This window comes from Mesorhizobium sp. M4B.F.Ca.ET.143.01.1.1, from assembly GCF_004792275.1.
Lineage (GTDB): Bacteria > Pseudomonadota > Alphaproteobacteria > Rhizobiales > Rhizobiaceae > Mesorhizobium > Mesorhizobium abyssinicae.
The window spans coordinates 37,792-54,390 of record NZ_SRSR01000025.1; the positions used below are offsets into that span (position 1 = coordinate 37,792).

The 16,599-nt window shown below is 65.9% G+C and carries 19 protein-coding genes; 8 read left to right on the forward strand and 11 right to left on the reverse strand.

Going from position 1 to position 16,599, the window contains the following annotated elements; all coding sequences use genetic code 11:
• Window positions 1–17: 17 nt before the first annotated feature.
• Window positions 18–329 carry a hypothetical protein gene (locus tag EN786_RS33740; protein ID WP_127286282.1) on the forward strand — a complete coding sequence of 104 codons (312 nt, stop codon included), beginning with the start codon at window positions 18–20 and terminating at the stop codon, window positions 327–329.
• Between the two features lie 134 nt (window positions 330–463).
• On the opposite strand, the gene EN786_RS33745 is transcribed toward EN786_RS33740, so the two are convergent.
• Complete coding sequence (locus EN786_RS33745) at window positions 464–1,060, reverse strand: YdeI/OmpD-associated family protein (RefSeq protein ID WP_127286281.1); 597 nt, start codon at window positions 1,058–1,060, stop codon at window positions 464–466.
• A 225-nt stretch (window positions 1,061–1,285) separates the two neighbouring features.
• Window positions 1,286–2,188 carry a S1C family serine protease gene (locus tag EN786_RS33750; RefSeq protein WP_127286280.1) on the reverse strand — a complete coding sequence of 301 codons (903 nt, stop codon included), beginning with the start codon at window positions 2,186–2,188 and terminating at the stop codon, window positions 1,286–1,288.
• A 224-nt stretch (window positions 2,189–2,412) separates the two neighbouring features.
• On the opposite strand from EN786_RS33750, the gene yghU reads away from it, so the two are divergent.
• Window positions 2,413–3,285 (forward strand): glutathione-dependent disulfide-bond oxidoreductase, encoded by an 873-nt coding sequence (gene yghU / locus EN786_RS33755; protein ID WP_127286279.1) that lies wholly within the window; start codon window positions 2,413–2,415, stop codon window positions 3,283–3,285.
• 93 nt (window positions 3,286–3,378) lie between these two features.
• Here the strand turns inward: yghU and EN786_RS33760 are convergent, their stop codons facing one another.
• Both EN786_RS33760 and EN786_RS33765 read right to left on the reverse strand, forming a co-directional pair.
• The gene (locus tag EN786_RS33760; protein ID WP_127286278.1) at window positions 3,379–3,633 is read right to left on the reverse strand and encodes a hypothetical protein; all 255 of its coding nucleotides are present in this window, start codon (window positions 3,631–3,633) and stop codon (window positions 3,379–3,381) included.
• Between the two features lie 78 nt (window positions 3,634–3,711).
• Window positions 3,712–4,908 (reverse strand): PLP-dependent aminotransferase family protein, encoded by a 1,197-nt coding sequence (locus tag EN786_RS33765; RefSeq protein WP_189340599.1) that lies wholly within the window; start codon window positions 4,906–4,908, stop codon window positions 3,712–3,714.
• 434 nt (window positions 4,909–5,342) lie between these two features.
• Between EN786_RS33765 and EN786_RS33770 the strand changes: the two genes are divergently transcribed.
• Window positions 5,343–5,657 (forward strand): GYD domain-containing protein, encoded by a 315-nt coding sequence (locus EN786_RS33770; RefSeq protein ID WP_127286276.1) that lies wholly within the window; start codon window positions 5,343–5,345, stop codon window positions 5,655–5,657.
• 22 nt (window positions 5,658–5,679) lie between these two features.
• On the forward strand, window positions 5,680–5,976 hold the full coding sequence (locus EN786_RS33775) for an antibiotic biosynthesis monooxygenase (protein WP_127286275.1): 297 nt from the start codon (window positions 5,680–5,682) through the stop codon (window positions 5,974–5,976).
• A gap of 421 nt (window positions 5,977–6,397) precedes the next feature.
• On the opposite strand, the gene EN786_RS33780 is transcribed toward EN786_RS33775, so the two are convergent.
• The 5 genes from EN786_RS33780 to EN786_RS33805 form a co-directional block, all read right to left on the reverse strand.
• Window positions 6,398–7,588 (reverse strand): amidohydrolase family protein, encoded by a 1,191-nt coding sequence (locus EN786_RS33780; RefSeq protein ID WP_127311032.1) that lies wholly within the window; start codon window positions 7,586–7,588, stop codon window positions 6,398–6,400.
• 502 nt (window positions 7,589–8,090) lie between these two features.
• Window positions 8,091–8,579: a GFA family protein gene (locus tag EN786_RS33785; RefSeq protein ID WP_127287335.1), complete on the reverse strand. Its 489-nt coding sequence runs from the start codon at window positions 8,577–8,579 to the stop codon at window positions 8,091–8,093.
• Window positions 8,580–8,637: 58 nt separating this feature from the next.
• The gene (locus EN786_RS33790) at window positions 8,638–9,180 is read right to left on the reverse strand and encodes an isochorismatase family protein (protein ID WP_127287336.1); all 543 of its coding nucleotides are present in this window, start codon (window positions 9,178–9,180) and stop codon (window positions 8,638–8,640) included.
• 279 nt (window positions 9,181–9,459) lie between these two features.
• Window positions 9,460–11,472, reverse strand: coding sequence for an amidase (locus EN786_RS33795; RefSeq protein ID WP_135909663.1), 2,013 nt, complete (start codon window positions 11,470–11,472; stop codon window positions 9,460–9,462).
• A gap of 250 nt (window positions 11,473–11,722) precedes the next feature.
• A complete protein-coding gene (locus tag EN786_RS33805) occupies window positions 11,723–13,300 on the reverse strand; it encodes a WD40 repeat domain-containing protein (RefSeq protein ID WP_135909665.1) in 1,578 nt (525 codons plus the stop codon).
• Window positions 13,301–13,608: 308 nt separating this feature from the next.
• Here EN786_RS33805 and EN786_RS33810 point away from each other — a divergent pair, with 308 nt between their 5' ends.
• The 4 genes from EN786_RS33810 (at window position 13,609) to EN786_RS33825 (ending at window position 14,237) form a co-directional block, all read left to right on the forward strand.
• Window positions 13,609–13,704 (forward strand): putative RiPP precursor, encoded by a 96-nt coding sequence (locus EN786_RS33810; protein ID WP_187331514.1) that lies wholly within the window; start codon window positions 13,609–13,611, stop codon window positions 13,702–13,704.
• A 78-nt stretch (window positions 13,705–13,782) separates the two neighbouring features.
• A complete protein-coding gene (locus EN786_RS33815) occupies window positions 13,783–13,878 on the forward strand; it encodes a putative RiPP precursor (protein ID WP_127286952.1) in 96 nt (31 codons plus the stop codon).
• A gap of 97 nt (window positions 13,879–13,975) precedes the next feature.
• The gene (locus EN786_RS33820; RefSeq protein WP_127286951.1) at window positions 13,976–14,077 is read left to right on the forward strand and encodes a putative RiPP precursor; all 102 of its coding nucleotides are present in this window, start codon (window positions 13,976–13,978) and stop codon (window positions 14,075–14,077) included.
• A gap of 67 nt (window positions 14,078–14,144) precedes the next feature.
• Complete coding sequence (locus tag EN786_RS33825; protein ID WP_127286950.1) at window positions 14,145–14,237, forward strand: putative RiPP precursor; 93 nt, start codon at window positions 14,145–14,147, stop codon at window positions 14,235–14,237.
• Between the two features lie 77 nt (window positions 14,238–14,314).
• Here EN786_RS33825 and EN786_RS33830 read toward each other — a convergent pair whose 3' ends face one another.
• Both EN786_RS33830 and EN786_RS33835 read right to left on the reverse strand, forming a co-directional pair.
• The gene (locus EN786_RS33830) at window positions 14,315–15,496 is read right to left on the reverse strand and encodes a hypothetical protein (RefSeq protein WP_127286949.1); all 1,182 of its coding nucleotides are present in this window, start codon (window positions 15,494–15,496) and stop codon (window positions 14,315–14,317) included.
• A gap of 91 nt (window positions 15,497–15,587) precedes the next feature.
• The gene (locus EN786_RS33835; RefSeq protein WP_127311894.1) at window positions 15,588–16,361 is read right to left on the reverse strand and encodes an exodeoxyribonuclease III; all 774 of its coding nucleotides are present in this window, start codon (window positions 16,359–16,361) and stop codon (window positions 15,588–15,590) included.
• Window positions 16,362–16,599: the final 238 nt, after the last annotated feature.

The following is a 16,599-nucleotide window of genomic DNA, read 5'->3' on the forward strand; positions in this document are numbered from 1 at the left end:
AAAAGGAAATGCCGATTATGAAAAAGACCCTTCTCTCCGTTCTCGGCCTGGCCGTCGCGCTCGCTTTCGCGGTGCCGGCGCTCGGCACCAGCGCCGCCAACGCGGGCACCACCACCCCTGCCGCGACGACGACCACCACCACGACCACTGCTGCTCCGGCCGCGACCACCGAGACGGCGAAGCCCGCCGCCAAGGCCACCCATCACAAGAAGCATCACAAGCATCACGCCCGCAAGCATCACCTGAAGAAGCACCGCAAGCATCACGCCAAGAAGCATCACGTGAAGAAGCACCATGTGAAGAAGCACGTCGCCAAGAAGGCGGCCTAAGTCCCGATCTCCTCCCACCGGGATTGCTTTTTCATGGCCGGATGGTCCCGACCCCCCTGGACCATCCCACCCCGGAAACGCCGCCTCCGACCCGAGGCGGCGTTTTCCGTTGATGCCGGGCTGCGCCGGCCGAGCTATTTCTTGCCCTGCGGATGGATCGTCTCGCCGCGCTTCAGCATCTCGACGAGGTCGGCGATTTTCTTCCTGCGGCCGGCCTCGGTCTTCATGTTGTGGGTGCGGAAGGTGAGCGCGAAGCGGTTCTGGGCGTTGAGCCCGGCCAGCATCGCCTTCGCCTTCGGCTCGGCGTCGATGGCGGCCTGCAGGTCGGGCGGGATGGTCATTTCCTTGGCCGAATAGGCGCGCGCCCAGCGGCCGTCGGCCTTGGCCGCCTCGACTTGCCGCAGCCCATCTTCGGTCATGCGACCCGCCTCGACCAGGCGGGCGACATTGTCGACGTTGATCCTGCTCCAGGTGCTCTTGTTGCCGCGCGGCGTATAGCGCTGCAGGTAGCTCTTGTCGTCCAGGCTCTTGCGCACCGCGTCGATCCAGCCGAAGCACAGCGCGACGTCGATGGCCTCTTTCGGCGTGATCGAGGGCAGGCCGGAACCGACCTTGTGGATATTGATCCAGACCTCGGTCTCGCTGGCGTGGTGACGGGCGAGCCAGGCACGGAAGCGATCGGCATCGGCGAATTCATGCACCTTGCCGGGATCGACTTTTACGGGCGGCATCAGACGGGTCCTCGTTGCGCAGCGCCGAAACCGCCGATCTCCCCCCTTGTGGGGAGATGGCCGGCAGGCCAGAGGGGGGCGCTGTCCCGCCAGCCTATCAGCGAGTTACATCTCGGCTTCGTTCATGATTCTCTGTAGAGAATAGATCAAAGGATGCGATCCTTCGCGCCCCCTCTGCCCTGCCGGGCATCTCCCCCACAAGGGGGGAGATCGGCAGCTTCAACCTCACTGCAGATGCGGCTTCCTGAGAAAGCTGTTGCGGTCGGCGGATTTCACGCGGAGCCAGGTCTCGCGACCGTCGCGCACCACGCGCAGCGGGATTTCGGAGCCGGCCGGGTTTTGCCAGAGCTTGCGGTAGAAATCGGCAAGGCCGTCGACCTCCCCGTCCCTGACGTCGGAGATGATGTCGCCCTGGCGCAGGCCGGCCTTGGCGGCGGGGCCGCCTTCGGTGACGCTCATCACCACCACCACGCCGTTCGACTCGGCCGAGAAGGCGCCGAGCCACGGGCGCGGCGGCTTGACCACCTGGCCGCGCGTTAGCAGGTCGTCGAGGATCGGCGGCAGAAGGTTGATCGGCACAATCATGTTGATGTCGGCGACTTCGCCGGCGCGGCTCATCTGCAGGCGCAGCGAGCCGACCCCCAGCAGGTTGCCGTCCTTGCCGAACAGCGCCGCGCCGCCCCATGAGGGATGGGCGGGCGCGATGAAGATCGCCTCGTCGAGCAGATACTCCCAGTAGCCGGCGAATTCCTGCTTGGTGACGATATGAGAGCGCACGCTCTGGCCGATGCCGTCGACGAGCGTCACGGCGTCGCCGACCTTGGCCTTGTGGGCGTCGCCCAACGCCACCGCCGGCAGGCCGAGCGGCGACAGCGCCTGGACCAGGCCGAAACCCGATTCCTGGTCGTAGGCCAGCGCATGCGCGGGCACGACGCGGCCGTCCTGGTCGGTCAGCCAGACCTCCTCGGCTTCGGTGATGAGATAGCCGATGGTCAGCACCAGCCCGTCGTCGCGGATGACGACGCCACTGCCCTCGCGGCGCGTGCCTAGCGTGTTGGCGGTGAAGGCATCGTCGGGAACCGTGGCGCGGACGGCCACGACGGAGCGTGAAATCTGGTCGATGGTCATCGGTTCATCCTGGCAAGATCGTTTCCTCTATAGGTATGGCGGATGGGGGGAGGCGCAAGGGTTGCTCTCCCCTTCCCCTTGCGGGTGAGAACGGAAATGGCTGCGCCTCGACAATAGTTCAACAAATTTTGGACTTCCCTATTTGACGCGCGCTCGGTCGCACCTAAGTTTAGCTCGAACCGACCGATCAACCCGCACCCCGCCAAACCCCATAAGGCCTCCCGATGAACCAATACACACCGCCGAAAGTCTGGACCTGGAGCAAGCCCAATGGCGGCACCTTCGCCAGCATCAACCGGCCGATCGCCGGCCCGACGCATGAGAAGGAACTGCCTGTCGGCAAGCATCCGCTGCAGCTCTATTCGCTGGCCACGCCCAACGGCCAGAAGGTGACGATCATGCTTGAGGAGCTTCTGGCGCGCGGCCACAAGGGTGCCGAATACGATGCCTGGCTGATCCGCATCAACGAAGGCGACCAGTTCGGCTCAGGCTTCGTCGAGGTCAATCCCAATTCCAAGATCCCGGCGCTGATGGACCGTAGCGGCGAGAAGCCGATCCGCGTCTTCGAATCCGGCGCGATCCTGACCTATCTGGCGGAAAAGTTCGGCGAATTCCTGCCGAAGGATCCGGCGGCGCGGGCCGAAACCTTCTCCTGGCTGTTCTGGCAGATGGGGTCTGCCCCCTATCTCGGCGGCGGCTTCGGCCATTTCTACGCCTATGCGCCCGAGAAGATCGAATATGCGATCGACCGCTTCGCCATGGAGACCAAGAGGCAGATGGACGTGCTCGACCGCAGGCTGGCAGAGAGCGAATACCTCGCCGGGCCGGACTATACGATCGCCGACATGGCGGTGTGGCCGTGGTATGGCGGCCTGGCCAAGGGCCGCAGCTACAACGATGCCCACCAGTTCCTGTCGGTGCATGAGTATGAACATGTGCAGCGCTGGGCCGACGCCATCGACGCGAGGCCGGCGGTGAAGCGCGGCCGCATGGTCAACCGCCTCTCCGGCGACCCGGCCTTCCAGTTGCACGAGCGCCACGACGCCAGCGACTTCGAGACGAAGACGCAGGACAAGCTTCTGGCCAAGGCAAGCTGAGGGATGAGGAGCCAATCTCCGGGATTGGAGTTTGGCCCAGCAATTCCAGGAAGTGTGTTCAGTCTCAGCGTTTCCCTGAAACGCTGAGACGCCTCAAAGCATCGCCGACAGCAGCAGCATGGCGCCGACGCCCGCCATCAGCAGGCCCGGCCAGTTCCGCGACAGACCGAGGAAACCGAGTCCGCGCCGCCGCGGCTCGAGTGTCGGCGCGGCCAATCTTGACGCCGTCCGGTCGGTGGCTGTGCCGAGCGGTGTCGGCTCGCTGAGCCGCCCGCGCCCGAGCGCCGCGCCGGCCATATAGACGACGCCGGCAACGACCAGCAGCGCACCGATGAGGATCATCGTCATCCCTGCTCTCCTTGGGTTCAGAGCCCGGTGCGAATGAAACGCCAGGACGCCCCTGCAGGTTCCGGTGTCGCTGCCCCGCTACCCCAGCAGCTTCGCCAGCCGCGGAATGCCCTCGCCCACGGCGCGGCTGTCGGCGAGCGTGAAGCTCAGCCTGAGCGTGTTGCGGCCGGTGCCGTCGGCATGGAACGCATTGCCCGGCACGAAGGCGATGCGCACTTCCTTGACGGCGCGGGCAAGCAGCGCCGTGGCGTCGCTGCCCTCGGGCAAGGTGACCCAGACGAACATGCCGCCATCCGGCCGGCTCCACGTCACGCCCTCGGGCATATGGGCCTCCAGCGCGCCGAGCAGGCCGTCGCGGCGGGCGCGATAGGCGCCGATCAGCTTGTCGACCTGCTGGTCGAAGATCGCCTCGGCGGCGCGATGCATGGCCACCTGGTTGATCGAGGGGCTGTGGAGGTCGGAGGCCTGCTTCATCAGCACCAGGCGCTCCACCACGCGGCGCGGCGCGCAGACCCAGCCGACGCGCATGCCCGGCGAGAGGATCTTCGAGAACGAACCGCAATAGAGCGTGCGGGCATTGTCGATGCCGCCCGAGCGCTGGCAGTCAAGCGCCAGTATCGGCGGCACGCCTTCGCCGTCATAGCGCAGCGCGCGGTAGGCGGCGTCCTCGATGACGGCGATGTCGAGTTCGCCGGCGAGGTCGAGCACCGCTTCGCGCTGTTTCAGGCTGAGCGTCTCGCCGGTCGGGTTGGCGAAGTCCGGCACCAGATAGGCAAACTTCACTTTGCCGCCGGCGGCGGCTGCCGCTGCGTGGTAGGCAGCGGGCGTCATGTTGCCGCCATCTGGGGTCAACCGGTCGTAGCGCGGCTCATAGGCGTTGAAGGCCTGCAGCGCGCCGAGATAGGTCGGCCAGGTGACGAGCGCGGTGTCGCCCGGCGAAAGAAACAGCTTGCCGAGATAATCCAGCGCCTGCTGCGAGCCGGAGGTGATGAAGATGTTGTGCTCATCGCAGGCGACGCCGAGCTTGCCCATCTGGCCCGCCAGCCATTTCCTGAGCGGCAGGTAGCCCTCGCTCACCTGGTACTGCAGCGCCGCGCCCGCCTCCGGGCCGCCGAGCACCGAGGCATAGGCATCGCTGATGGCGTCGGCCGGAAACAGCGCCGGATCCGGAATGCCGCCGGCAAAGGAGATGATGTCTGGCTGGTCGAGCAGTTTCAGCAGCTCGCGGATTTCTGACGCCTTCATGCGCGAAGCGCGCGACGCCAACAGGTTCATCAGGGTCAAGGCCCACCTCCCAGTGGATGGTCATTCTTGCTCGGGCATGATCTTGTGCAAATCCGGGTTCCCGGTTTCCGCGATCATGCGCATTTAGGTCAATGTAGCTGACCTATTATCAGGCTCCATCGCCGGTTGGAATAGGCAGAAGGGCGTTCCGCGTGGCCCAGGGAGAAAAAAGCATATCAGCGACGATGCATGGAAAGTTGTTGCGCTTCATGACCGTCGATGCAACCGCGCCTTGGGCGGGATTGTCGTCATATTAGAATAGGCGCATATTGCTGAAGGCCGAAGCGTCGCTCCGGTTGCAAGGCGCTGTCGGCATGGCTGCCGGGCGGTCGAGGCCACGTCAAATGTCAGTGAAAGGACAAGCAACTCGGGTGCTGCTCAAACAATCCGGCAGCCCGGGACAATGATATTTGGAGGAGATACCCATGAAGGTCACCGTGTTGGCAAATTATGCATCCCACGCCGCCAAAGGACTGATGCAGGGCTCGGACCGGCAAGCTGCAGTCAAGGCGCTTTTTGAAAGCGTCGGCGGCAAGATGACCGGCTTGATGTTCACGCGCGGCGCCTATGACGTCGTCGTCAATGGTGAGGTGCCGGACCAGGCTGCCGGGATGGGCATCGCCCTTGCCGTGCGGGCAAGCGGCTCGTTGAGCGACTTTGTCATCCTCGAAGAACTCGACATGAAGGCCGTGCTCGCGGCCGCCAACAAGGCTGCCGGCGCCTACAAGCCAGCCGGCTGACCGCAACCGATCGGAGCAAGCCATGACCGCCTACAACGTCGTCCGCTTTCGCACCAAGCCAGGCAAAGAGAAGGCCTTCGTCGATGCGCATGAGAAGATCTCACTGACGGCCAAGGGTTTTCGCAAGGGCGCCCTGATCAAGACCGGCGAGCGCACGTTCTGCATGGTCGGCGAATGGGACGACATGGACAGCCTCGCGGCGGCGCGCCCGTCGATGATCGGCGTCCTCGACACGTTTCGCGATATGCTTGAAGACCTCGGCGGCGATCTCGGCGTGACCGACCCGGTGTCGGGGACGGTCGTCGCGGAAATAAACTAGGGCGCGTCGCCAATCTGCGATGGCCGGGCCGCCGGGCGCTCGGCCGTCGCCGTTCGGCTGGACGCGCGGCGGCATGTCGATCGCCGCGCGCCGGCCTCCTAGAACGGCAGCCGTATTTCGTGGGGCTGAACCGATTCCGTCCAGCCGATATCCTTCTGGGTCTCAGGCGGCAATTCGTTCAATTCACGCATTGTTTCTTTGTGCCTGGAGGCTCGCTTGAGAGCAGCTCCAAGCCTGCGAAGGGTTTTGAACATCGATATCCTCCGTATCGCTGCGGCGCAAAGAGCGATGCTGCCCTCTCACGCCGCACCGGTTTTGCGCCGCGTGTGTATCCGATCGATTGCACGAGAACGGTGAAAGACTTCACAAAACAGGCCAGCGCGAAACATTTGCATACAAATTGATTTGGAGTACGCGCGGCCTACAACACCGCCCCATCTTTCGCCACCACCCTGCCCGCCCGGTACACCGTACGCTCCCCTGGCACCGCCACCACCGCCTCCGGCACATGTTCGGCTTTGAGCACCACGAAATCTGCTCTGGCGCCGACTTCGATGCCGTAGCCTTCGAGCCCAAGCGCCTTCGCGCCGGCATAACTCACCACGTCATAGGCGGCTTCCAGCTCCCAATCCTCGTAGAAGCCGGAGCGGCAGCCGATCATGCTGGCGCGGTTCAGCATGTCGCCATCGCCATAGGGCCACCAGGAATCGCGGATGTTGTCGGAGCCGCTGAAGACGGTGACACCGGCCTTGCGCAGTGCCGCCACCGGCGGGAAGGCGTGGTTGCCGGGCGCGTTGGTCATGATGGCGACGCCTGAGGCGGCGAGCATGTCGCCGGCCCTGGCCAGCGCGTCGGCCGGGATGTCGCCCAGCGCGTAGGCGTGGCTGACGGCGACGTTGCCGCCCATGCCCAATGCCGTGGTCCGCGCCGCGATCTCCTCGATCTGGAACAGGCCGAGCGTGCCGCCATCGTGCAGATGGATGTCGACGCCGACGCCATGCTTTCCGGCGAGGCCGAACACCACGTCGAGATGGGCCTTCACATCGCGGTCGAAGCTCGCCGGGTCGAGCCCGCCGACGAGGTCGCAGCCGAGCCTTAGAGCTTCGTCCAAGAACTCCGGCGTGCCGGGCGACGACAGAATGCCGCTCTGCGGGAAGGCGACGAGCTGGATGTCGATCAGCTCGCGATATTTCTCGCATATGGCGAGGATCACTTCGAGATGCTTCAAGCCGACCGAACCGTCGACCATGACGTGACTGCGCATGGCGAGGCTGCCGTGGCCGATGCACAGCTCGAGCTGGTTTTTCGCGCGCTCTGCCATCGGTGCGGCCGCGCTGAGGTTGCGCGCCTGGAAGGCAACGCGCTCGCGCACGTCGAAGCCGTTGGTGCAGGGAATGTGCGGTCGCCAGGCATCGCCGTAGAAGGAGGTGTCGAGATGGATATGCCCCTCGACGAAGCCCGGCAGCACGAGCTGGCCGCCGAGATCCGTGCCCGCCGACAGGCCGGCCGCTGAGGCGGGCGTGATGGCGTTGAAGCGCCCGTCCATAACATGGAGGTCGACCAGCGAGCCATCGGCCAGCCTGGCTTTGCGGAAAATCGTCTGTTCGGTCAAGGGCGCCGTCCGGTCTGGTTGCTGCGCCAGTCGTCGCCGCTCGGCCGGCCAAGGTCAATGCGAGCCGGCCGAGAAACTGTTTCTTGCCGATGACGCAACCGGCGATCGCCATTTTCGCGCCAGGGTGGCAACTTCCAGGCCCGAATCCGCACAATCCCGCCGGCATATTCCGCTATCGCGGAAGTTCCGCTTCGTTGCCGATATGCGATGGTGTTTTCGCGGCGGTACGAGCCGCCCTGGTCGACGCGGGCCCGAAAGCACCCCAACATGCGCCCCCGCGGCCCCGTCGACCACGGCCGGCTCTCTTCAAAACGGCCCGCGCCATTGGCATGGCGCGGTCGTAGAGGGTTTTGGTTTCGATTGGTTCACGGAATGTCCGCTGGACGTTCCGCAATATTATCCAATTCGAAAATGCTGCTGTTCGAAAAATGCCAAGGGCAGCATCGACGAGATTGAGTGGTGGCAGCCCCCCGCTCCGCCGGTTAAGGCGCCAACAATGCGCTCAGCCGGCGGAGCCACCAGCTGCAAAAGCCTCCTTCGCGAGAGCCTGGGCAAACTCAGCCATCAGCGCGCCGTATTCCTCCATCGCCGGCAACGCCGCGTAGCTGTGCACGGCGGGCGTCGCCGCAAAGGGCAGTCTCTCGCTGGTCCAGGTCTCGACAAAGGGCGTGAACCAGCCTGGATCGTCGAGCATGGTCGGGCGCAGGTTGACGAACCAGTCGAGCCCCTCCGGCCGGGTGAACATCCAACTCATGCAATGCGGGCAGAAATAGTGGTGCGATGCGCCGTGCAGTCCGCCAATGACCGGCTCGCCTTCGGTGACCACGAAGGCCTCGCTCGGGATCGCCGCACTCAGCGAATAGGCGCTGGCCGCCATGCGCTGGCAGCCGGTGCAATGGCAGGCCATGGTCAACAGCGGCGGGGCGGTGACCCGCAGCCGAACGCGGCCGCAGCGGCATCCGCCTTCGGCGGGCAGGTTGAGGCTTGGCATGGTGGGGCCTCCCCGGGTTGGTTGAAGGGCGCCTGCCTTCTCCCTTCCGGGAGAGGGTTCAGCGTCCGCTCAGCGTCGCCGCCGTCGCCAGCTTCGCGCCGGCCTCTTCGAAAGCCGCGTTGTGGCGGGCGATGATCGCTGCGGCGCTCTCGGCAGGCGTATCCAGCGTCGAGTGCGCGTCGGACACCACGGTGACGCCGAGACCTCGCGCCATCGCGCCCTTCAGGGTCGCCGCGACGCAGAAGTCGCTCTGGGCGCCGAGCAGGATGACAGCGCCGGCGCCCTGGCCGGCCACCCACTCGCCAAGTGCGGCATTGGAGAAGGCATCGCCGACACGCTTGCCGAAGGTCGGCTCGTCATCGGCCTGGCCGAGCCCCGGCCATACCGGCCAGCCGCTCGCGCCCGGCGCCAGCGGATCGCCTTGCGGGCCGTCATGGCGGATGAAAGCGACCTTGCGGCCGGATTCTCGCGCCCAGTCGATCACCGCGCGGGCACGGGCGACAATGCCCTCCGCGTCATGGATCGGCGGCTCGAAGCGGCCGTCGAACATGCCGGTCTGGAGATCGATGACAATGAGCGGAGCAAGGCTGGATTCTGGCATGGGCGGGAAGATAGCGTGGGTGGAGGGTGGGTCAAGGATGGATGCTTCACCCGAAGGCGGAGATTGGCGAAAGCGGCGATGACAAATGATCTCCCCCCTTGTGGGGGAGATGCCCGGCAGGGCAGAGGGGGGCGCGAAAGATCGCGGCCTTCGATCACTTGTTCCTCAGAACCCTAAATCGTGCGCCGTAAGATTAGCTGAGAAGTCGGCGGGGCAGCGCCCCCCTCTGGCCTGCCGGCCATCTCCCCCACAAGGGGGGAGATTGGCAGCTTCAACCCCTCACCCGATCCCGCCCGCCACAGCATAGGAGCCAGCGCTGCGCCCATCCGGCAGCCGCACCACGACCGTGACGATCGACCCATAAGCGCCGCGCCAGACGCTGTGGAAGCCCTGATGCGTGGCGGCGGGCACGGAGACGCGGCCGGTGTAGCGGTTGCCGTCCCGCCGCATCGCCATCGGCTCGCCGTTGACGTGAACCTTGACGTTTGCCCCATCGGCAGCGCCGGCATCCAGCGTGACGACGATCTCGGCGGTGTCGCCGGCAGGAATGGTCTCGGCGGTGAGCGTGATGGCGAGTGGCGTGTCGCCGGACCGTGCTGGAATGACGCCGCCACCCGCAAACACATCGTCCGCCAACGCCGGCGTACGTGGCGCGGTGGTGCGGCGCCTCGTGGCGCGCTCGTAGTCGCCGGCCATCGAGAGCAGCGCCACATCCTCATAGGCCTTGCCGGCGAAGGTCAGCCCGACCGGCATGCCGATATCGGCCATCGTGCCCATCGGCACGGTGACCGTCGGGATGCCGAGATGCCGCCACACCAGATTGCCGTTGGCGACCCAGGTGCCGTTGCGCCAGGCCAGCAGCGCGGAGGCTTCGTTGACGTCGGCATCGGCCGGGCCGACATCGGCGGCGGCGGGCAGCACCACGGCGTCGAGGCTGTTGGCGTCCAGCCAATCCTCGAAATCGAGGCGGCGCGTTTGCTCCAGCCCCTCGAGGCCGGCGTGCATTGTCGGGATGCGCTCGAACGGCGTCACGCCCTGCTTCGCCCGCTCGACATAGTCGGCGAGGTCGAAGCCGTCGTCGCCGTAGCGGTCGGGCAGCGCGCCCGGCGGCTGCGGGAAGATTTTTGCGCCGTCGACCGAAGCGAGATCGGGAATCGCCGGATCGGCGTTGGCGCGCAGGAAATCGTCCCAGGACCAGATGCATAGGTCCCAGATCTCGCGCTCGGCGAAATCCTGCGGGACCAGCCCGCGCTCGACCATGGTCTTCGCGCCGGGGCGGTCGCGCTCATAGTTGGAGACGACAGGGAAGTCGACCTCGACCACCTCGGCGCCGAGCGCCTCAAGATCCGCCGCCGCCTGCCGCCAGAGGTCGAGCACCGAGGCGCGCGTCTCGATCGGCTTCGCCGCTTGCGCGTCGCGCCCGATGTACATTTTCGGCACGCCGAGCCGCTTGCCCTTGAGCGCGCCCGCCAGGGGAAGCCCGGCGTAGCTCGCCGGCCTCAGCGCCGAGGCTTTCGGAATCGGCACCCAGGGCTGCAGCCGCCAGAAATCTCCCCTCGCCTCGGCATCGTCGGCGACGATCACGTCGAGCAGTTCCAGCATGTCGGCGACGGAGCGTGTGTGCGGCACCACCACGTCCATGGTCGGCACCAGCGGCCAGTTGCCCCTGACGGAGATGACGCCGCGCGACGGCGTGTAGGCGACCAGCGCGTTGTTGGAGGCCGGCGCGCGACCGGACGACCAGGTTTCCTCGCCGAGGCCGAAAGCGGCGAAGCTGGCAGCCGTGGCGGTGCCGGAGCCGTTAGAGGAGCCTGAGCCGAATGCGGCGGTGAGATGGTTCTTGTTGTAGGGGCTTTCAGCGCGGCCGTAGACGCCGCGCTGCATGCCGCCATTGGCCATCGGCGGCATGTTGGTGAGCCCGATCAGAACCGCGCCGCCGGCGCGCAGGCGCGCTATGGTGAAGGCGTCCTCATTGGCGACGAGATGCTCGAAGGCAGGCGAGCCGGCGGCCACCGTCAGCCCCCTCACCTTGTAGCTGTCCTTGGCGGTGTAGGGGATGCCGTCGAGCGGCCCGAGTGTCTTGCCCTCGCGCCGCCGCCGGTCGGAAGCCTCCGCCTCCGCGAACATGTCGGGATTGAGCACCGGCACGGCGTTGAGCGCGATGCCATGGCGGTCGTAATGCGCGATGCGCCGCAAGTAGGCGCCCACCAGTTCGACACTGGTGACGGTCCCTTCCTCCAGCGCGCGGCGCAGGTCGGCGATCGAGGCTTCGACGAGGTGGAGGTCGGTCATGGGTGAATTGCGGCTCGTCATGTTCATTGCTGCATAGCAGGCATACATTTGCAGGTCGCGTTCCGTCACACCCCCCTCTGCCCTGCCGGGCATCTCCCCCGCAAAAGGGGGGAGATCGGATGTCGCCATGCTTTCGCCAATCACCTACGTTGCAAGAAAGGCGCCGCCGCCAGCACTGCCGATCTCCCCCCTTGCGGGGGAGATGGCCGGCAGGCCAGAGGGGGGTGCCTAGGCGCCGAGCAGCAAAGCCTCACTCCTGCGGCGCCCCCGCAAACAGCACCACCCCCTCCCCGCCGGCTGCCGGCCAGTCGCGGATGGTGCGGTCGTAGCCGCCGGTCAGCAGCGTGCCGTCCGCGGCGAAGGCGACCGCATAGATCGGGCCGGTGCCGGGGTCGAACTCGGCGATCTGATTGCCGGTGTCCATGTCCCAGATCCGCGCCGTGCCGTCGAGCGAGACCGATGCCAGCCGCTTGCCGTCGGCGGACAGCGCGATCTCATAGACGGTGCCGGAATGGCCTTCGAAGCGGCGCACTTCCCTGAAGCTGTCGAGGTCCCAGAGCTTGATCGTATAGTCGCCGCTGCCAGTGATCGCATGGTGCCCGTCGGCGGTGAAGAGGGCGCCATAGGCGCCCTGTTCGTGCCCGTGCCAGCTGCGCAGCTGCTTGCCCGAAACGATGTCCCAGAGTTTCAGCTCGCCATCGATGCTGCCCGACAGGGCTTTCGTGCCGTCGGGCGAGACGGCGACCGAGCTCACCGACCAGTCATGGCCGGGCAGCACGTGCAGCACGTCGCCCTTCTCGAGATCCCAGACGATGACGGCGCCAGTGTCGTGGCCGCTGACGGCCAGCTTGCCGTCGGGGCTGATCGCCATGTTCCTGACGCCGCCGTTCTGGCCGGCGGAAAAGACGTGCAGCACGGCGCCGTCGGCAAGCTGGCGCAGCACGATCTCGCCGTCGTCGCCAGCGGTCAGCGCCGTCTTGCCGTCGGGCATGAACAGCGCCGTGCGCGCCATGTCCTTGTGCTCACCCAGATTGCGGATCAGCCGCTTGCCGTCGATGTCCCAGAGCTTGATCATGCGGTCGGTGCTGGCGCTCATCACCTCGCGCCCGTCTTGCGAGACCGCCAGCCAGACGACGGCGTCGCGGTGGCCCTCAGCCTGGGTCGGCAGCGGCGGCGGCGCGGGCGGCAGCGGAGCGACGGTCTCGGGCGGTGAGGCCGTCGCGGGTGGCGGTGCCAGTTGCGGTGGCGAAGGAGCCTCGGGTGGCGCGGCGGGAGGCGCCAGCACGGTCTTCGGCGGCTCGGCAGGCGCGGCAGGCGGCGAAGCCGGCACGGCCGGACTTGCCGGCGCTGGCTCAGCCGCAGGCGGCGTCTTTACCGCCTGCTCCGGTGGCGCGGGCGCTAGAGCCAGCTCCGCCGGCGGCGTTGCGAGGGCCGGCGGCGCGCTGACGACATCCTGTCCGACCTTCGGTTCGTTCGCCGCCTCGCCGCCCCGCCAAGGCTGGTCGGCGAGCAGCGCCAGCACAGTGACCGCCGGCAGGACCTGGAAGAAGCGCCTGAGATGCGGCCGGCCGAGCTCCTGCACCTCCGCCGCACGGCCGAACAGTGGCGCTCCGGCCTGATGCGCCGGCCGTCCCGGCAGAAGGCCGGCGAGGAACAGCAACGCGCCGACCACCAGAGCGAGCGCCGCCACCAGGAAGCCGGTCAGCCGCATCGAGGCGGAATCGGCCAGCGGATGCCCGGTGGCCAGAAACGGCCAGGCATGCATGACGCAGGCGATGGCCGCCGCCAACAAGGGAAGCGAGAGCAACCTGTCCGTCGATCTGTTCATATGATGCCCCCCGGCCACCCTCTCCCGCGTATGGAGAAGACCATGTCGACATCCTAGCCCAGCTTTCCGCGCAGGCTAAGTGTCGGAAATCACACGTGCAGGATTAAAATTGTGATCCGTGCATCCGCTCGGCAGAACAGTGCCCCACGTGACTATCCGGGTTCACGGAGTGTCTTTGATGCAACGCAACTGGGATAACGACAGAAGAAACGCCGGATTCCCCAAGAATAGACGGCAACATCGGGCCTTCAGGTTGACAGGGGACGAGAGTCTGACATCATCCGACCGCGATTAATGGAGAGTTGGATATGAAGAAGACCTATGAAAAGCCGGTCCTGCTCAAGAAGGACAGGCTTTCGGCGGTGACGGCGGGCAACGGCGGTTCCACCCCCATCCCCCAATGATTTCAGCCGGCTAGCGCCTCGAACATCGTGGCGTAGCCCAATTTGACATTATGCAGTTGGAATGTCGGAGGCCATGAAATGAAGAAGACCTATGAGAAGCCGATGCTGGTCAAGAAGGACCGGCTTTCGGCAGTGACGGCGGGCAACGGCGGTTCCACGCCGATCCCAGGCTGATCCACCCAGCAAGAGCGCTGGCTAGTGACAGTGTTCGTCGGTAAGCGAGCACTGTCGGCCTTTCGAGAGGTGGCTCCGGATATTGGAGAGTGTGGGCATGAAGAAGATTTATGAGAAGCCGATGCTGGTCAAGAAAGACAGGCTGTCGGCGGTGACGGCGGGCAATGGCGGCTCCGGCCCGATAGGGCCGGCAGGCTGATCCCGGCATGAGTGCGCCAAATCATACGCCGACACTATCCGTCCCGGCACATTTCGAGGATTAGAGCATGAAGAAAACCTACGTGAAGCCCGTGCTCGTCAAGAAGGACAGGCTTTCGGCGATCACCGCCAATGGCGCGGGTTCGAACAACCTGATCTGATCCCTCGCCGGCCTCTAAAGATTGTTTGCCGCAATTCCGGACGGAAAACCGCTACGCACTTTTCCTGGAATTGCTCCCTAGAGGACCAGCACCAGGTCATCCACCACAAGCTGCCAATGGTGTTTCGTCGACAGACGAACACGCGTTACGGCCTTGAGCATCGGCGCGTAGTGGCACGGTGTCAGCGCCGACAGCGTGATCTCGTCGCTGGCGATCAACGCGTCGCCCAGCCAGCTTTCGACCAGCGCCGTCTCCCCCTCCGACGCCAGCCAGGCTGCGGTCAGCATCATCGAATGCAGGCCGAAGGGCTGTTGCCGGCCGAATTCCGCCTGATGGCCGCTGCTCGTATAGGCAATGTAATCGCCCGAGACATTGCCGTTGACGTAGCCCTCGCTGTTCTTGGTGTTGTCGCTCGCCATGGCGTTGATATTGCGCCAGGAAAGCCCGGCATGGCCCATGGGAACCTTGCGCAGGCCGCGCGTGGTGATGTCGTCGAAGCCGATGGTGCTGAGTGCCGCACCAGGCGCGATGGCGGTGGGCGTGAGCAGGCCAAGATCGGTCGGATAGGCTGACAGCGCTAGCTGCCGGTCGAGACCGCCGCCCGTCACCACAATCGCATCAGCCTCGCCGGCAAGCGCGAAGCGGAAGCCTGCGCCGGGAGCAAGTGTTCGGCTTTCAAGGACCTGGCCTTTGTCCATCACCGCTAGCGTCGCCTCTATGGCGGCCGGGACTCTGCCGTTCAGGAACCGCCCGGGCGCAAGGCCGACCGGTTTCGGCAAGTCCTCTCCGACGAGGCCAGCCACGGAGCCGGGCGCCTCCCGCAGGCGTATCGACTGGTTCTCGTTGGCGCTGCTGGCGCGCCAGCCGGGCGGCACCGAGACCGAGAAGCGGTAGGTGCCGGCCGCGCGGATCCTGGCCCGGCGGCGCCTGGACGACATCGGGAAATTGGCGAAGCCGGCGGGGTTTGTACGCGCTGCGGCGATGAAGCCGCCGCGCTCGTCGTAAAGCCGCACCATGATGCCGGCCATCGGCCGGTCGGCGAGGCCATAGACCCCGTCGCCATCGACATCCATGTAGACATAAGAGGAGAAGTTGAGCTTGCCGCCGGCGGCCTGCCAGGTCGAGCGCACCGCGTAGTCACGACTGGGATCGGCCCGGCGCCGCATCCGCCGGCGCTCGCGCGCCTGCCAGACGAGAAAGGCAAGCAACACTGCGGCAGCGAGAAGGATACAGGAGATGACGACGGTCAGGCTGGGCAAGTAGGAGCCTCGGCGGGGATGATTGCGGCACCCTAGCTTGCGATGTGGTGGCTGCACAGGGGGGGCGCGAAGGATCGCGGCCGCCGCGAGGTCAGCTCTCCACCTCCACCCACACCGGCGCATGATCGCTGGCGTCGTCCTGCCCGCGCACATCCCGGTCGATACCGGCCGCCTTCAGGTTGCGGGCGAGCTTCTTCGACAACAGGATATGGTCGAGCCGCAAGCCGGCGTCCCGGGGCCAGCGGTTGCGGCGGTAATCCCAGAATGTGTAGAGCGTCTGCTTCGGGAAGGCTTTGCGCAGCGCGTCGGTCCAGCCCTGCTCGATCAGCGCGGCGAAAGCGGCGCGGCTTTGAGGCTGCACCAGCGCGTTGTCGTCATAGGAGCGGGTCGGGTAGATGTCGCGCGGCTCTGGCACGATGTTGTAGTCGCCGGCGAGCGCGACCGGCAGGCCGGTATCGAGCAACTGACCGGCATGCGCGGCGAAGCGCTCGTGCCAGGCGAGCTTGTAGTCGAATTTCGGCCCCGGTTGCGGGTTGCCGTTCGGCGCGTAGAGGCAGCCAACAACGACGCCGTCGACCGCCGCCTCGATGTAGCGCGCCTGGCGATCGGCCTCGTCGCCGGGCAGCGCGTCGCGCGTCAGCACGGGTTCTGCGCCCTTTGCCAGAATGGCGACGCCGTTCCAGGTCGGCTCGCCCTTCCACACTGCGCCGTAGCCGGCCTTGGCGAGCCTGGTCTGCGGAAACTGCATGTCGCGCGCCTTGAGTTCCTGCAGGCAGACCACATCGGGCTTTGCTTTGGCGAGCCAGGCCAGCAGGTTTTCCAGCCGGCTGTTGATGTTGTTGATGTTGAAGGTGGCGAGTTTCATGTGGGTCATCAGAACAAGAAGCCGGCATGCGCGGCAAGTGGCCGCCTTACGAGGAGCATTGGAGCTAGCCCTTCAGCGTAAGCGCCGCCCCTCACCTGCCTGCCGGCATCCTTGTAACTTGTCCCTTGCCGACTCTGCTATTGCAGCAGGTGCGGTGGCGGACGAGAGACCGGAGCATCTTTGGGCCTTGAAGCCCGTGGGAGAGCGAGGGTCTTCGTCCGCCGTTCCATCGACCCCG

What these genes read in the sequence shown, in the direction of transcription:
- EN786_RS33825 (WP_127286950.1), top strand. Translation starts at nt 14,145, where the DNA reads ATGAAGAAAACCTACGTGAAGCCCGTGCTCGTCAAGAAGGACAGGCTT.
- EN786_RS33740 (WP_127286282.1), top strand. Translation starts at nt 18, where the DNA reads ATGAAAAAGACCCTTCTCTCCGTTCTCGGCCTGGCCGTCGCGCTCGCT.
- EN786_RS33750 (WP_127286280.1), bottom strand. Translation starts at nt 2,188, where the DNA reads ATGACCATCGACCAGATTTCACGCTCCGTCGTGGCCGTCCGCGCCACG.
- EN786_RS33785 (WP_127287335.1), bottom strand. Translation starts at nt 8,579, where the DNA reads ATGCCAAGCCTCAACCTGCCCGCCGAAGGCGGATGCCGCTGCGGCCGC.
- yghU (WP_127286279.1), top strand. Translation starts at nt 2,413, where the DNA reads ATGAACCAATACACACCGCCGAAAGTCTGGACCTGGAGCAAGCCCAAT.
- EN786_RS33805 (WP_135909665.1), bottom strand. Translation starts at nt 13,300, where the DNA reads ATGAACAGATCGACGGACAGGTTGCTCTCGCTTCCCTTGTTGGCGGCG.
- EN786_RS33770 (WP_127286276.1), top strand. Translation starts at nt 5,343, where the DNA reads ATGAAGGTCACCGTGTTGGCAAATTATGCATCCCACGCCGCCAAAGGA.
- EN786_RS33765 (WP_189340599.1), bottom strand. Translation starts at nt 4,908, where the DNA reads ATGAACCTGTTGGCGTCGCGCGCTTCGCGCATGAAGGCGTCAGAAATC.
- EN786_RS33775 (WP_127286275.1), top strand. Translation starts at nt 5,680, where the DNA reads ATGACCGCCTACAACGTCGTCCGCTTTCGCACCAAGCCAGGCAAAGAG.
- EN786_RS33760 (WP_127286278.1), bottom strand. Translation starts at nt 3,633, where the DNA reads ATGACGATGATCCTCATCGGTGCGCTGCTGGTCGTTGCCGGCGTCGTC.
- EN786_RS33745 (WP_127286281.1), bottom strand. Translation starts at nt 1,060, where the DNA reads ATGCCGCCCGTAAAAGTCGATCCCGGCAAGGTGCATGAATTCGCCGAT.
- EN786_RS33810 (WP_187331514.1), top strand. Translation starts at nt 13,609, where the DNA reads ATGAAGAAGACCTATGAAAAGCCGGTCCTGCTCAAGAAGGACAGGCTT.
- EN786_RS33815 (WP_127286952.1), top strand. Translation starts at nt 13,783, where the DNA reads ATGAAGAAGACCTATGAGAAGCCGATGCTGGTCAAGAAGGACCGGCTT.
- EN786_RS33820 (WP_127286951.1), top strand. Translation starts at nt 13,976, where the DNA reads ATGAAGAAGATTTATGAGAAGCCGATGCTGGTCAAGAAAGACAGGCTG.
- EN786_RS33790 (WP_127287336.1), bottom strand. Translation starts at nt 9,180, where the DNA reads ATGCCAGAATCCAGCCTTGCTCCGCTCATTGTCATCGATCTCCAGACC.
- EN786_RS33795 (WP_135909663.1), bottom strand. Translation starts at nt 11,472, where the DNA reads ATGACCGACCTCCACCTCGTCGAAGCCTCGATCGCCGACCTGCGCCGC.
- EN786_RS33835 (WP_127311894.1), bottom strand. Translation starts at nt 16,361, where the DNA reads ATGAAACTCGCCACCTTCAACATCAACAACATCAACAGCCGGCTGGAA.